At 71.7% G+C, this 15,229-nt stretch carries 10 protein-coding genes; 7 read left to right on the top strand and 3 right to left on the bottom strand.

Going from position 1 to position 15,229, the window contains the following annotated elements; genetic code table 11:
* Positions 1-81 precede the first annotated feature (81 nt).
* Positions 82-3,642: a ThuA domain-containing protein gene (locus tag HAV39_RS10160; protein ID WP_191838907.1), complete on the bottom strand. Its 3,561-nt coding sequence runs from the start codon at positions 3,640-3,642 to the stop codon at positions 82-84.
* A gap of 452 nt (positions 3,643-4,094) precedes the next feature.
* On the opposite strand from HAV39_RS10160, the gene HAV39_RS10155 reads away from it, so the two are divergent.
* The 7 genes from HAV39_RS10155 (at position 4,095) to HAV39_RS10125 (ending at position 13,377) form a co-directional block, all read left to right on the top strand.
* Entirely contained in the window at positions 4,095-5,612 is a 1,518-nt protein-coding gene (locus HAV39_RS10155; RefSeq protein ID WP_239120583.1) for a sugar ABC transporter ATP-binding protein, read from the top strand.
* 132 nt (positions 5,613-5,744) lie between these two features.
* A complete protein-coding gene (locus HAV39_RS10150; RefSeq protein WP_239120582.1) occupies positions 5,745-6,746 on the top strand; it encodes an ABC transporter permease in 1,002 nt (333 codons plus the stop codon).
* A gap of 55 nt (positions 6,747-6,801) precedes the next feature.
* On the top strand, positions 6,802-7,815 hold the full coding sequence (locus HAV39_RS10145; RefSeq protein ID WP_191838906.1) for an ABC transporter permease: 1,014 nt from the start codon (positions 6,802-6,804) through the stop codon (positions 7,813-7,815).
* Between the two features lie 44 nt (positions 7,816-7,859).
* Positions 7,860-9,044, top strand: a complete 1,185-nt coding sequence (locus HAV39_RS10140) for a substrate-binding domain-containing protein (RefSeq protein WP_191838905.1) — start codon at positions 7,860-7,862, stop codon at positions 9,042-9,044.
* Between the two features lie 72 nt (positions 9,045-9,116).
* Positions 9,117-9,980: a sugar phosphate isomerase/epimerase family protein gene (locus HAV39_RS10135; protein ID WP_191838904.1), complete on the top strand. Its 864-nt coding sequence runs from the start codon at positions 9,117-9,119 to the stop codon at positions 9,978-9,980.
* Between the two features lie 85 nt (positions 9,981-10,065).
* Positions 10,066-10,824 carry an ABC transporter ATP-binding protein gene (locus tag HAV39_RS10130; RefSeq protein ID WP_191838903.1) on the top strand — a complete coding sequence of 253 codons (759 nt, stop codon included), beginning with the start codon at positions 10,066-10,068 and terminating at the stop codon, positions 10,822-10,824.
* 3 nt (positions 10,825-10,827) lie between these two features.
* Positions 10,828-13,377, top strand: coding sequence for an ABC transporter permease (locus HAV39_RS10125; RefSeq protein WP_191838902.1), 2,550 nt, complete (start codon positions 10,828-10,830; stop codon positions 13,375-13,377).
* Here the strand turns inward: HAV39_RS10125 and HAV39_RS10120 are convergent.
* Positions 13,374-14,060 carry a response regulator gene (locus HAV39_RS10120; RefSeq protein ID WP_275413927.1) on the bottom strand — a complete coding sequence of 229 codons (687 nt, stop codon included), beginning with the start codon at positions 14,058-14,060 and terminating at the stop codon, positions 13,374-13,376. The genes HAV39_RS10125 and HAV39_RS10120 overlap by 4 nt on opposite strands.
* Positions 14,057-15,208, bottom strand: coding sequence for a sensor histidine kinase (locus HAV39_RS10115; RefSeq protein WP_191838901.1), 1,152 nt, complete (start codon positions 15,206-15,208; stop codon positions 14,057-14,059). The genes HAV39_RS10120 and HAV39_RS10115 overlap by 4 nt, the downstream gene beginning before the upstream one ends.
* Between the last annotated feature and the right edge of the window lie 21 nt (positions 15,209-15,229).

The raw sequence follows: 15,229 nt of genomic DNA, 5'->3' as shown, positions 1-15,229 counted from the left end.
CAAGCCGCGGCGGGCAGGACCCTGATCCTGCCCGCCGCGGGCGCCGGCCCGGTCACCCAGGTGTGACCGAGCCGGCGGGTCTCACACCTGCGTCAGCCGCCACGTCTGGTTGGCCCCCGTGTGGCAGGCCCACTGGATGATCGCGGCGTTGTCGGCGGTGGAGCCGCCGTTGACGTCCAGGCACTTGCCGCTGTGCACGGCCTTGAGCTGGTACACCCCCGTGGTCGAGGTGGGCACCGCCTGCCACTTCATGTTGTTGTTCGTGGTGCAGGTCAGCTGGACCATCGCCGCCCCGTCGGCGGTGGAGCCGCCCGACGCGGCCAGGCACTTGCCGCTGTGCACCGCCTTGAGGTAGACGTAGCCGCTGCCCGCGTCCACGGCCTGCCACTTCTGGTTGTTGCCGCCGGTGGACGGCCACTGCACCACGGTCGCGTTGTCCGCCGTGGACACCCCGCTGACGTCGGCCAGCTTGCTGCTGTGCTGGGCCGTCAGGGTGTACGTCTTGCCGGCGATCCCGCCGCTCGGGGTGGTGCCCACCCCGGATCCGGCGAAGGTGAACGAGTCGACGTCGAAGCCGTTGTTCGCGCTCGACTTGAACACCATGTACAGCTGGTGCGTGCCCGACAGCGACGCCACGCTCGAGGCCGCCTGCTGGACGTAGGTGTCCCAGCCGCCGGTCGCCGCGATCGTGTTGGTCGCCAGCAGGGTGCCGGTCGGCGAGTCGGCGCGCAGCTCGATGCTGCCGCCGCCGCTGGGCGAGGAGACCCGGTAGCTGACGCTGCTGATACCCTGCACGCTCATCGGATTGAACATGATCCAGTCGTTGTTGCTGATGTCGCCGATCCGGTTGCCGCTCTCCGCGCCCGACTGCGCGATCACCCGGATGCCGGACTGGCTGGTGAAGTACTCCGCCTGCTTGTGCTTGGGCTGGAGCACCACGTTGGCGTAGCCGGTCAGCCGCGCCACGGAGCCGTTGCCGTTGTCCTGGTAGCGGGAGTTGAGCAGGTAGAACAGGTTGGCCCCGTCCGGGTGGCCGCCGAGGTTGCCGGTGTTGATGGTGCCGGAGCAGCCGGGCAGGTCGGTGGTCGGGTGGGCGTGGTCGTCGTGGCCGAGCGCCGGGTTGGTGTACACCTGCGAGCAGTTGATCGTGCCGTCCTGCGCGTCGGTGACGCTCAGGCTGTAGGCGACGTCCTGCCCGAAGTCGAGCATGCCGCCGTTGGGCGGTGAGGTGATGTTCACGACCGGGGCGTTGTTGCCGACCGTGATCGGCACGTTGACGAACGAGGACCGGCCGGTGTTGTCGGTGACGGTCAGCTTCGCGGTGTAGTTGCCGTTGCTGGTGTACGCCCGGGTCGGGTTGGCGGCGGTGGAGTCGGTGCTGCCGTTGCTGTCGAAGTCCCAGGCGTACGTGATGGTGTCCCCGGCGTCCGGGTCGTAGGAGCCGGCGCTGGAGAACGTCACGTTCAGCGTGGCGAGGCCGTTGGTCGGGGTGGCGGTGGCCTTGGCGATCGGGGCGCGCCCGCCGTGCACGTAGTCGATGCGGTACAGCCCGGAGTCGTTGTTGCCGCCGCCGAACTCCGAACCCCATTCGAGCACGTACAGCGAACCGTCCGCGCCGAAACGCATGGCCATGGGCTTGATGAAGCCGCCGCCAGGCAGGAACGGGTTGATCTTCACCAGGTTGCCCGAGCTGTCGAAGTGGATCTCCTTGATGTAGTTGCGCGCCCACTCGTAGAAGAAGTGCACGCCGTTGTAGTACGCCGGGAACTTCGTCGCCGAGGTGCTGGACGCGTTGTAGCGGTAGACCGGGCCGCCCATCGGCGCGGCGCCGCCCTCACCCATCTCCGGGAACGTCGGCGAGACGCCGTAGCCGTACCAGATCTGCGGCTGGACCAGCGCCGGAAGCGTGCGCAGGCCGGTGTTGTTCGGCGAGTCGTTGACCGGGGCGCTGCAGTTGAACTTCGAGCCGACGACCCCGGTGTCCGGGTTGTACGGCGCGTACGCCTGGTTGTTGCCGTGGCAGAACGGCCAGCCGAAGTTGCCCGCCTGCTTGATCACGTTGAGCTCGACCAGGCCCTCCGGACCCCGGTTGGTGGTCGAGCCGCCCCGGTCGGGGCCGTAGTCGGCCAGGTTAACCCAGCCGGTCTGCATGTCGACCTCGAACCGGAACGGGTTGCGGAAGCCCATCGCGTAGATCTCGGGCTTGGTCGACGCGGTGCCCGGCGCGAACAGGTTGCCGCTCGGGATCGTGTAGGTGCCGTTGCTCTCCGGGTGGATGCGCAGCAGCTTGCCGCGCAGGTCGTTGGTGTTGCCGGCGCTGCGGGCCGCGTCCAGGAAGCTCTTGCCGGACCGCCAGTCGAGCGGGGCGTAGCCCTGCCAGGCCGGGTCGAGGTTCGGCGGGGTGTCGTCACCGGTCGACAGGAACAGGTTGCCGTTCGGGCCGAAGGCGACGTAGCCGCCCGTATGACCGGGCTCGCTGAAGGTGCGGTCCCGGTACGCGGGCACGCTGAGCAGGACCTGCTCGGTGGAGAGGTTGACGGTGTCGCCGCTGACCGTGAAACGGGACAGCCGGTTGACGTCCGTCGAACTCGACGCGGGCGAGTAGTAGAGGTAGATCCATCCGTTGGAGGCGAAGTTCGGGTCGAGCGCCATGCCGACCAGGCCGTCCTCACCGCCGGTGTAGACCGACAGCTGGGCCGCCTGGACCGTCTGCTGCTGCGCGGGCTTGAAGACGCTGACCTTGCCGCCGCGCTGGACGTAGAACACCCGGCCGTCGGGGGCGATGTCCATCGCCATCGGATCGACGGTGTTGGAGTCGAGGGTGACCTTCTCGAAGTTGCTCCACACCGTGCCGCCGCAGTCGCCGGACAGGTTGCCCGCCGCGTAGCGCACGCCGCCCAGGATGTGGTTGCGGAAGTTGGTCTCGCTGTACGACGCGTCGTCGTGGCCCATCGCGGTGGCCCAGACCTTGCCACCCTCGGCCTCGCGGCACCAGGAGATCGGGTGGTCGGCGCCCATCGCCGAGTTGCCCGGGTTGTACGTGCGCTCGTCGGCGGTCACCAGCACGTGCACGTTGCCGCGCGCGTTGGCGTCGAAGTTGTACCACTCCTCGGTGCGCTGCCAGTTGTCCGGCAGGCCCGCCGTGGACGGGTGGACCTTGTCGGCCACCCGGGCGTAGCCCTGCAGCGAACCGGGCGAGTGCTCGGGCATGTGCGCGCCGCCGTTGATGGTGGCGTCCCACCACGGGAAGGCCGACTCGATGCCCATGTCGGTGGCGTTGTGGATGGCCACGATGCCCTTGCCGCTGCGCAGGAAGTTCTGCGTGGCGGTGCGCTGGGCGTCGTTGTCGAAGACCATGCCGGAGGTCTGGAACATGATCAGCACGTCGAAGGTGTTGAGGTTGGACGTGTTGAGGACGCTGGAGTCCTCGCTGAACACGACCTCGAAGTTGTTGGCCGCGGCGAGCTGGTTGAACATGGTGACGCCCGCGGCGATGGATCCGTGCCGGTAGCCGGCGGTCTCACTGAACACCAGCGCGCGGAACGCCGGTGCGGCCGAGGCGGTGCCCGTGGGGAGCACGCTTACGGCTATTGCGGTGGCCAGCGCGAGGAACGCGCCAAGGACAGGTCTGCGGCGGCTCATGCCGTCTCCTTCGTACCCCTAAAAGGACGGTCGGGTCCGTCATGCGTCCGCCGCGACACATGACCGTGCAGCGCTTCCATGCCGGACAGGGATTCGGCATCGACATGTGTCGGTTTGGTTAACGAAAGCGCGATGCCGAGCATGGCGCGAGCCAGCGGACCGCGTCAATATTTCGGCGGTGCCAGTTTTAGAAGAACCACGGAAAGTTAGTTGTCCGAGCGGCAAAACTACTGTCCAGTCCGGAGAAAGCCACGTGAGCGCTCACATCCCCCCTGCTAGATGCATCAATGCAGAACCGTGACCATTTCTAGCTCGTTACAGGCTTGCTAGATCGAGCGACAACGTTTAACGTCCGACGCCAAGACTTCCGATCAGGACAGCAAAAGTTCTTGCTACACCAACGAAAGTACGGGAAGCCTCCGGCCTCAACCCGAAACGATCGAGGAGGTGCGGTGCAGCCAGACAGCGACCAGCCCCTGCTGCGAATGCGCGGGGTCGGCAAGTCGTTCTTCGGGGTACGCGTGCTCGACGACGTCGACCTCGACCTCCACCCCGGACAGGTGCACGCGCTGGTCGGCGAGAACGGCGCCGGCAAGTCCACCCTGATGAAGATCGCCAGCGGGGTGTACCAGCCCGACGCCGGCGCCCTGGAACTGTCGGGCCGGCCGGTGACGCTGCCGGACCCCCGGGCCGCGCAGGCCGCCGGCGTCGGGATCATCCACCAGGAGTTCAACCTGCTCCCGGAGCGCACCGTCGCCGAGAACGTCTTCCTCGGCCGCGAGCCGTCGCGCCGCGGCCTGGTCGACCGCCGGGCCATGCAGGCCCGCACCGCCGAACTGCTGGCGGGCATCGGCGAATCCGCGATCGCGCCGCAGGCGAAGGTCGGCCGGCTCAGCGTCGCCCAGCAGCAGGTCGTCGAGATCGTCAAGGCGCTCGCGCTGGACGCGCGGGTGCTCATCATGGACGAGCCCACCGCCTCGCTGGCCGACCACGAGGTCGAGCTGCTCTACGCCCTCGTCCGGCGACTGCAGCAGCGCGGCATCGGCATCCTCTACGTCTCGCACCGGCTCGCCGAGGTCTTCGACCTGTCCGACCGGATCACCGTGCTCAAGGACGGCCGCCGGGTGGCCACCCTCGACACCGCCGAGGCGACCGCCGACACCCTGGTCCGGCACATGGTCGGCCGTGAGCTGTCGCACTACTACCCCGAGCGCGCCGCACCCGGCAGCGCCGGGGCGTCCCGGTTGCAGCTGTCCGCCGCCGGCAACGACCGCCTGCGCCCCGTCGACCTGGAACTGCGTTCCGGCGAGGTGCTCGGCGTCGGCGGGCTGCAGGGCTCCGGCCGTTCCGCGCTGGCCCGCGCCGTGTTCGGCATCGACGGCTTCCGCACCGGGCAGCTGCTGCTCGACGGGGTGCCGGTGCGGGTGCGCTCGCCGCGCCAGGCCGTGCGGGCAGGCATCGCGTACGTCACCGAGGACCGCAAGGGCGAAGGCCTCGCGCTCAGCCAGTCCGTGCTCGACAACGCCCTGCTCGCCCAGCGCGCGGTGACCCCCCGCTGGTTCGCCCGCAACGCCCGCGCCACCACCGTGCGCGAGCTGCTCGACGCCGTCGAGGTGCACGCCGCGGGCACCGAGCAGGAGATCCGCTACCTGTCCGGCGGCAACCAGCAGAAGGTGATCCTGGCCCGCTGGCTGGCGATGAAACCGCGGGTGCTGCTGTTCGACGAGCCCACCCGAGGCATCGACGTCGGCGCGAAGGCCGCGATCCACGACCTGATCCGCAAGCTCGCCGCCGACGGCGCGGCCGTGCTGATGATCTCTTCGGAGCTGCCCGAGCTGATCGGGATGAGCGACCGCATCGTCGTCATGCGCGACGGCGCGATCGCGGGCGAGCTGCCTGCCGGGTCGAGCGAGGAGGCCGTGATGAGCCTGGCCACCGGGGCCGCCACGAACACGGAAGTGCCGGCATGAGCGAGCAACGCGAGCGAATCCGCAGGCCCGGAAATGCCGCCGACGAGCGCAGCGAGGAGACGGCATGAGCGAGCAACGCGAGCGAATCCGCAGGCCCGGAAATGCCGCCGACGAGCGCAGCGGGGAGACGGCATGAGCAAGGACATGGTGCGCCGGCTGCGGCTGCCGCAGCTCGACGCCACCAACGGCGTGTGGCCTGCCCTGGCCGTGGCGCTGATCGTCGGCGGCACGCTGGTCGCCCTCGACGGCGGTTCGCTGTTCAGCGAGTCGAGCATGATCAGCCTGCTCCAGCGCGCCGCCGGGCTCGGCATCGTCGCGGTCGGACAGACCATCGCCATCCTCGCCGGCTCGCTCGACCTGTCCGTGGCGTACGTGATCAGCCTGACGTCGCTGGTCGCCGCCGAGACGATGGCCGGCTCCGACGGCATGGTGCTGCCGGCGATCCTCGCCGTGCTGGCCGTGTCCGCCGCGATCGGGCTGCTCAACGGCCTGCTGATCACCAAGCTGCGGATCAACGCGTTCATCGCGACGCTCGGCGTCGGCCTGCTCATCAAGGGCTACCTGGAACAGGGGTACGCCGGACCGGCAGGCAGCGTGCCCACCTCGTTCCAGCACCTGGGCTACGACCGCGTCGGCCCGATCCCGCTGTCGTTCCTGCTGTTCGCCGCCGTGGCCGCCGCGGTCTGGTTCACCCTGCGCAGCACCCGCTACGGCCACCACCTGATCGCGACCGGCGGCGACCTCGACGTCGCCCGGCTGTCCGGCGTGCGCACCGAACGGGTGCTGATCCGCACCCACGTCATCTGCTCGCTGTGCGCCGGCATCGCCGGGCTCTACCTGGCCAGCCGGCTGGGCGCGGGCGCGCCGCGGGTCGGCGCGGAGGGCGGCTACGACCTGGAGTCGATCGCGGCCGTGGTGCTCGGCGGCACGGTGCTCGCCGGCGGCCGGGGCGGGGTGACCGGCACCGTCGGCGGTGTCCTGCTGCTGGCCGTCATCGACGGCGTGTTCAACCAGCTCGAAGTCGACTCCTTCTTCAAGCAGATGGTCCGCGGCGTGGTCATCGTCGCCGCGGTCGCGGTGTACGCGCTGCGCCTGCGCCGCACCTCCGACCGGCGGAAGGCGGCCGTGGCATGAGCGAGCGAATCAGCAGGTCCGGACATGCCGCCGACGAGCGCAGCGAGGAGAAGGCATGAGCACCGAACTCGCCACACCCACTGGCTCCGCACCGGCCGTCTCCTCCGGGCTGGGCGGCGGCGGGCGCAGCGGCTGGGGTGTGGGCAGCATCCGGCCGGTGCTGATCATCCTGGTGCTGCTGCTGATCGCGGTCGGCATCCGCCAGCCCGACTTCTACGACCCGCCGGTGCTGCTGGCGTTCCTCAAACGCGCCGCCCCGCTGATCATCCTGGCCGCCGGGCAGTACTTCGTCATCGTCGCGGGCGACTTCGACCTGTCCGTCGGCTCGCTGGTCACCGCCGAGGTGGTGATCGCCGCCCGGCTCATCGACGGCGACCCGGCCGCGACCTGGCCCGTGATCGCGCTGCTGCTCGGCTTCGGGCTGCTCATCGGCCTGGTCAACGGCCTGGTCACCACGCTGCTGCAGGTGCCGTCGTTCATCACCACGCTCGGCATGTACCTGGTGCTCGTCGGCGCGGTCTACACCTGGACCGGCGGCTCGCCGCGCGGTGCGCTGTCGGAGGAGTTCCGGCAGTTCGGCCGCCGGGGCATCGACGGGGTGCCGGTGCTGGGGCAGCTGCCGTACGCGGTGCTGGTCCTGGCCGGGATCGCGGTCCTCGCGGTGCTGGCGATGCGGTCGGACTTCGGCAAGGTGCTGCTGGCCGTCGGCGACAACCCGCGCGCGGCCCGGGTCACCGGCGCCCGCACCGCCCGGGTGCGCACCATCGCCTTCCTGGCCAGCGGCCTGGCCGCGGCCGTCGCCGCGATCCTGCTCGGCGGCTTCGGCGGGGTGTCCTTCCAGGTGGGGCAGGGACTGGAGTTCACCGCCATCACCGCGGTCGTGCTCGGCGGGGTGGTGCTCGGCGGCGGGCGCGGCTCGGTCGCCGGGGCCATGCTCGGCGCGCTCACCCTGCAGACCCTGCTCACGCTACTCAACCTGCTCGGCGTCTCCGGCGCGCTCAGCTCCGCCGTGCAGGGCCTGATCATCCTCGCCGCCGTCGCCGTCGGCACGCTGCGCCGCCGTACCTGAACGCCCTACTGAACCGCCCTGAGATGAAACCGAGAGGAACGCGCATGAGGAGAAGCACACCCTTCCTGCTGGCCGTGTGCACCGCCGTGGCGGTGGGCGTGGTCGGCTGCACCAGCGACGTGCCCGGCGCGTCGCCCAGCGCCGGGCCCAGCGGGGCCGGCACCGGCGAGACGTCGAAGTTCTTCGTCCAGGCCGACCACGACAACGAGCTGGCGCTGCGTACCAAGTCGGCCACCGGCCCCGCGGACAAGCCGTGGGAGCAGGCGCTGGACCCGAAGACCGTGGACACCGCCAAGTACAAGAAGGCCGGCCCGTACCACCTGTGCTTCTCCAACGCCGGCGTCGGCAACCCGTGGCGGCAGGTCGGGTTCAAGAACATGCAGGCCGAGGTGAAGCTGCACCCGGAGATCAAGACGTTCACCGTGGCCGACGCGGAGAGCAAGGACGACAAGCAGATCTCCGACATCACCGACCTGCTCGGCAAGGGCTGCGACGCGCTCATCGTCTCCCCCAACACCACCGCGACGCTGACCCCGGCCGTCGAGCAGGCGTGCGCGAAGGTGCCGGTCATCGTGTTCGACCGCGGTGTCAACACCAAGTGCCCGGTCACCTTCATCAACCCCATCGGCGGGTACGCGTTCGGCGCGACCGGCGCGGAGTTCCTCGTCGAGAAGGTCAAGCCGAAGGGCAAGATCCTCGCGCTGCGCATCCTGCCCGGCGTCGACGTGCTCGAAGCCCGCTGGGGCGCGGCGAAGGTCGTCTTCGACAAGTCCGACCTGGACGTCGTCGGCGTCGAGTTCACCGACGGTGACGCGGCCAAGACCAAGACCATCGTCAGCAACTACCTCCAGCGCTTCGGCGACATCGACGGCATCTGGATGGACGCCGGCGCCACCGCCGTCGCGGCCGCGGAGGCGTTCGAGGACGCGGGCAAGCCGTTCCCGGCCATCGTCGGCGAGGACCAGCAGGACTTCCTCAAGATGTGGCAGGACAAGAAGCTCACCGCGATCGCCCCGACCTACCCCACCTACCAGTGGCGCACCCCGGTCATCGCGGCGCTGAAGATCCTCAACGGTGAGGCCGTGGCCAGCCCCTGGAAGCTGCCCCAGCCGACCATCACCCAGGACAACCTGGGCCAGTACGTGCAGGCGGACATGCCGCCGCTGCACTACGCCATGTGCGGCTGCGCCACCCTGCCCGGCTACCCCAAGGACTGGGGCGGCAAGTAACCCTCCGAGTCACCACGGCGGCCGCCCTCCTCCCGGGGCGGCCGCCTTTCTCGCCAACGAAAGAGGTGCGTCGTGTTCGCCGTCGGAGCCAACCCGTGGATCTGGACCTCACCCGTGGACGACGACGCGCTGCGCGAACTCGTCCCCCGCATCGCCGCCTGGGGTTTCGACGCGATCGAGATCCCCGTCGAGAACCCGGGCGACTGGTCCCCCGGCCTGGTCCGCGACCTGCTCGCCGAACACGGCCTGGCCGCCGCGGCGGTGCTCGCGGTCACCCCGCCCGGCCGCGACCTGGTCTGCACCGACGCCGAGACGGTACGCGGCTCGCAGGACTACCTGCGCGGGCTGGTCGACGCGGCCGCCGTGCTCGGCGCGCCCAGCGTCTGCGGTCCCGTCTACGCGGCCGTCGGGCGGCTCTGGCGCATGTCGCCCGCCGAGCGGCTGGACTGCTACCGGCAGCTGCGGTCGGCATTGGAGCCGATCGCCGAGTACGCCGCCGAGCGCGGTGTCGCCGTCGGGATCGAGGCGCTGAACCGGTACGAGACCTCGGTCGTCAACACCATGGCGCAGACCCTGGAGGCGATCGACGGCCTGCCCGACAACGTCGGCATCATGCTCGACAGCTACCACATGAACATCGAGGAGTCCGATCCGTACGCCGCGGTCACCCTGGCCGGGACGCGCATCGTGCACGTGCAGGTCTCCGGCAGCGACCGCGGCGCGCCCGGCCGCGACCACCTCGACTGGCCGCGCTGGCTCGGCGCGCTGGCCGGCACCGGATACCGCGGCCCGATCTGCATCGAGTCGTTCACCGGGGAGAACGAGGCCATCGCGGTCGCCGCCGCCATCTGGCGTCCGCTGGCCCCCACCCAGGACGAGCTGGCCACCGCCGGTCTCGCGTACCTCCGTGAGGTCACCGCCGCCCTGCGCCCCTGACCCCGCCCGTACGCCCCAGGTCGTACGAGCGGTACGTCCTCGCTGTGGATGTGGACCCGCCGCGCCCCGCCTACGGTCGACAGCCATGACATCCGCGACGATCACCCGCCCGGCGGTGGCGGTCACCGGCCTGACCAAGGTCTACGGTGGCGGCGACACCGCCGTGACCGCACTCGACGACGTCAGCGTCACCTTCGACGCCGGCCGCTTCACCGCGATCATGGGCCCGTCGGGCTCCGGTAAGTCGACGCTGATGCACTGCGCGGCCGGCCTGGACACGGTCACCACCGGCACGGTGCGCCTGTTCGACGCCGCCGGTGCGGCCACCGACCTGACGGGCCTGGACGACACGTCGCTGACCCGGTTGCGGCGTACCCGAATCGGGTTCGTGTTCCAGCAGTTCAACCTGCTGCCGACGCTCACCGCCCGGCAGAACATGCTGCTGCCGCTCGACCTGGCCGGACGGCGCGCCGACCCGGCCTGGGAGGCGACGGTGGTCGAGGTGCTGGGCCTGGCCGACCGCCTCGGGCACACGCCCAGCCAGCTGTCCGGCGGCCAGCAGCAGCGCGTGGCGTGCGCGCGGGCGATGCTGCCCCGGCCTGATGTGATCTTCGCCGACGAGCCCACCGGCAACCTCGACTCCCGCGCCGGACAGCAGGTGCTCGGGTTCCTGCGGCACAGCGTGCGCGAGCTGGGCCAGACCGTCGTCATGGTCACCCATGACCCCAACGCCGCCGCGTTCGCCGACCGGGTGGTGCTGCTCGCCGACGGCCGGCTCGCCGGCGACCTGGCCGACCCGACCGCCGACAGCGTGCTCGACGCGCTCAAGAACCTCGGGGCGTGAGCGGTGCTGCGGACAGTCCTGGCGGGCCTGCGCGCCCACACCCGGCGTTTGCTCGCCACCCTGATCGCGGTCGTGCTCGGCGTCGGCTTCGTCGCCGGCACCCTGATCTTCGGGGACACCGCGCGGGCCGGTTTCTACGACACCTTCGCCCGCCTGGCCCAGAACGTCGACGTCGCCGTGCTGGCCCCGACCGGCTCCGGCGGGCAGCCGGAACTGCTCACCGACGCCCAGCTCGCCGCGGTGCGGGCGGTGCCGGGCGTGGCCGGCGCCGACGGACGGTCCAGCGGACCGCTGGCGCTGCTCGACCCCGCCGGGCGTCCGATCACGAACTTCTCCCGGGCCGGTGTGGCGGTGTCCACCGACGGCGATCCGCGCACCCGGCCGTTCGACATCGACGGCCGGGTGCCCGCCGGTCCGGGCGAAGCGGTGCTGGACACCGAGACCGCGTCCCACCAGCGCTACCGCACCGGCGACAGCGTCGTGGTGGTCGACGCGGCGGGGGCGCGGCACTCGTACACGCTGGTCGGGCTCATCGACTTCGGGGTGTCCATGACCTACTCCGGGTCGACCGTGGTCGGGCTGCCCGCGGCGGAACTGGCCGCCCGGACGGGGGTGCGCGGCTACGAGGAGATCACGGTGACCGCGGCCGGCGGCGTCGCCCAGGACGCGCTGGCCCGGCAGGTCCAGGCCGCGCTGGGGGCCGGGCCACGGGTGTCCACCGGCGACCAGCGCCGCACCGACCTGGCCGATGAGGCGACGTCCGTCGCGACGGAGTTCACCTCCGCGCTGCTCATCTTCGGCGTGATCTCGCTGGTCGTGGCCGCGTTCGTCATCTACAACACGTTCGCGATCCTGCTGGCGCAGCGCATCCGGGAGACCGCGCTGCTGCGCTGCCTGGGCGCGACCCGCCGGCAGGTGTTCACCGCGACGCTGGCCGAGGCCGCCCTGATCGGCACGGTCGGCGCGGCGGGCGGCATCCTGTTCGGCATCGGCGTCGCTTACGCGCTGTTCGGGCTGCTCAACGACGCCGTGCACGCGAACCTGCCCGCGCACCCGGTCGTGGTCGGCACTGGCCCGGTGCTCGCCGGGTTCGCCATCGGGCTCGGCGTGACCGTGGTGGCGGCGCTACTGCCCGCGCTGCGGGCCACCCGCACGTCGCCGCTGGCGGCGCTGCGGGAGCTGCCCACCGCCGTGGTCACCGGCCGCGCCCGGCGGATCGTCCGCGCGCTCGCGGCACTGCTCGCCGCGGGCGGCGGGATCGCCGTCACGGTCGCCGGGGTCGGCACGAGCGACTCGCAGGTCGCGACGTTCACCATCGTCGGCGGGGGTGTGCTGGCGTTCCTCGGCGTGCTGATCGCCGCGCCGCTGTACATCGGCGCCGTCACCGCCGCCGTCGGCCGGCCTTTCGCGGCGGTGCTCGGCACGCCCGCGAAGGTCGCCGTGGCCAACGCGCGGCGCAACCCCGGGCGCACCGCGACTACCACCGCCACCCTGATGATCGGCATCGGGCTGCTCGCACTGTGCAGCGTCCTGCTGGGCAGCCTCAAGGCCACCGCCGAGGACCAGCTGGTGGGCCACTACCCGGTCGACTACGCGATGGCGGGGGTCCGCTACGACAACGACCGGCAGGCCGCCATCCCGGCCGGATTCGCCCAGCAGCTGCGCGCCCGGCCCGAGTTCAGCGGGATCGCGCAGGCGCGCGAGGGCGAGGCGCGACTGGACGGCGCCCGCGCGGTCATCGCCGCCGTCGACCCGTCGGCGTACGGCACGCTGATCACGCCGTCCACGGCCAGCGGCACGCACGCCCTCGACGCGGGCACCGTCGTCGTCTCCAGCGCGAACCGCGTCACGCAGCACCTGCGGGTCGGCGACTCGGTCACCGTCACCGTCGGCACGCGTACGCAGACCCTGACGGTGGCCGGCACCGCGCCGCTGGCGATCCCCGGCATCGAGCAGATCGACGCGCTGGTGTCCTGGGACCGGTTCACCGACCTGGCCGGCCCCGGCGACGACACCGTCGTGCTGGCCAAGGCCGCCCCGCAGGTCAGCGCCACCAGCTCACGCGACGCCCTGAATCAGGTCGCCACGGCGTACCCCCTGCTGGAGATCAACAGCATCGCCGATCTGACCCGCGACCTGGCCACCCAGATCAACGCCTTGCTCGGCCTGTTCGGCGGGCTGCTGGGCACCGCGGTGCTGATCGCCCTGTTCGGCATCGCCAACACGCTGTCGCTGTCGGTCGTCGAACGGACCCGCGAGTCGGCGACCATGCGCGCCATCGGCCTGACCCGTGCCCAGCTGCGTGCCACGCTGCTCATCGAGGCGCTGCTGATGGGCGCCGTGGGCGCCGTGATCGGTATCGCCTTCGGGCTGAGCTACGGCCCGCTCATCGTCAGGGCCCAGTTCGGCGCCGTCGGGCCGATCGTCGTCGTGCCGTGGGGGTGGCTGGCCGGGCTCGTCGCGCTCGCCGCCGCGGCGGCCGCGGCCGCGGCGGTCCTGCCCGCTCGGCGCGCGGCGAAGGCCTCGATCGTGGCGGCGATGGCCGACCTCTAACGGCCGCCTGGTGCGCCCGGACCCGGGCGCACCAGGCCCGACTCGTACGCGAACACGACGACCTGGACCCGGTCCCGCAGGCCCAGCTTCGTCAGGATCCGTCCCACGTGCGTCTTCACCGTCGCCTCCGCCACGACCAGCTCGCCGGCGATCTCCGCGTTGGACAGCCCCGCGGCTACCGCGAGCACGACCTCGCGCTCGCGGTCGGTCAGCGCGGCCACCCGGGAGTCCGGCGCGGGCGGCGGCACGAACCGGCCGGCGAAATGCTCCAGCAGCCGCCGCGTGACCCGCGGCGCGACCACCGCGTCGCCGCCCGCGACCGCGCGTAGGGCGGCGAGCAGTTCCTCGGGCGGGGCGTTCTTGAGCAGGAACCCGCTCGCGCCCGCCTGCAGCGCGGCGAACGCGTCCGCGTCGCCGTCGAACGTCGTCAGCACGATCACCCGCGGCGTCGGCCCGGCGGCGCTCAGCAGCCGGGTGGCCTCCACCCCGTCCATGATCGGCATCCGGATGTCCATGACCACGACGTCGACGGCGGCCGCCGTCCCGGCGAGGTCGCCGACGAGCCGGACCGCCTCGGCGCCGTCGCCGGCCTGCCCGGCCACCGTCATGTCCGGCTGCGACGACAGGATCATCTCCAGCCCGGCCCGGACCAGGGGCTGGTCGTCGACGATGAGGACCCTCACAGCGGCACCTCCGCCCGCAGGCTCCAGCCGCCCCCGGGCCGCGGCCCGGCCGTCAGCACCCCGCCGTGCACGGCCACCCGCTCACGCATCCCGGTCAGGCCGTGCCCGGCCTCGCGCGCGGCCGGCACGCGCGGGCGCGCGCCGCCGTCGTCGTCCACCGACACCGCCACCGCGCCGCCCTGCTCGACCAGGGACAGCGTCACCGCCGCGCCAGGGCCCGCGTGACGCAGCACATTGGTCAGCGCCTCCTGGGTGATGCGATAGACCGCCAGCTCGACGGCGGGGGTCACGGCCTGCGGCAGCCGCGTGTCGACGGTGACCGCCAGACCGGCCGACCGGGCCCCGTCGACCAGGGCGTCGATCTCGGCCAGGGTGACCCGCCGGCGCGACTGCGGCTCGGCCTCCGGGCCCGCCCCGCGCAGGACGCCGACCAGCAGGCGCATGTCCTCCAGCGCGTCGCGGCCGGTCGCCGCGACCGTCGCCAGCGCTTCGCGGGCCTTGCCCGGATCGGCGTCGAAGGCGTAGCGGCCCCCGTCGGCCTGCACGATCATGACGGCGAGGCTGTGCGCAACCACGTCGTGCAGTTCCCGGGCGATCGCGGCGCGCTCGTCGGCGACCGCGATCCGGGCCAGGTGGCCGCGTTCGCGTTCCAGCGTCGCCGCGCGCTCCTCCAGCCCGGCGACGTAGATCCGCCGCTGGCGCATCGTGTACGCCATCAGCCACACCCCGCCGCAGACCCCGACGTACCAGAGTGCGAGCGCCCACCACCTTGTCGCGTCGCCCTGGCGGGCGACCACGACCGCTATGCCGAGCGCGATCACGGCGGCGGCCAGATACGCGTGCCACATCCTGCGGCCGTACTTGACCACCGCGTACATGCCCGCCAGGACCGCCAGGTCGAACGGCAGCGGCTGGTTCTCCGGCGCGTAGAAGAGCGCCTGCGCCAGGGCCGCGGTCGAGATCACCGCCAGCGCGGTCAGCGGCAGCCGCCGGCGCAGCACGATCGCGGCCGCCATCACCGCGCCGAGCCACATGAGGCTGGGCGGGGACAGCGGGTTGCGGATCTCCAGCAGGGTCAGGCCGAGCACGCCGAACCCGACCAGCAGATCGAACGCGAGCGCGCGGCGGGTCCACAGGACGGCAGGCACGCGCCCAGAGTAGTCGCCGTC

Origin of the sequence: Catellatospora chokoriensis (assembly GCF_011297315.1) — a bacterium.
Classification (GTDB): domain Bacteria; phylum Actinomycetota; class Actinomycetes; order Mycobacteriales; family Micromonosporaceae; genus Catellatospora; species Catellatospora citrea.
Note: the sequence above shows the minus strand (reverse complement) of the source record. Positions and strands in the feature narration are given on the sequence as shown.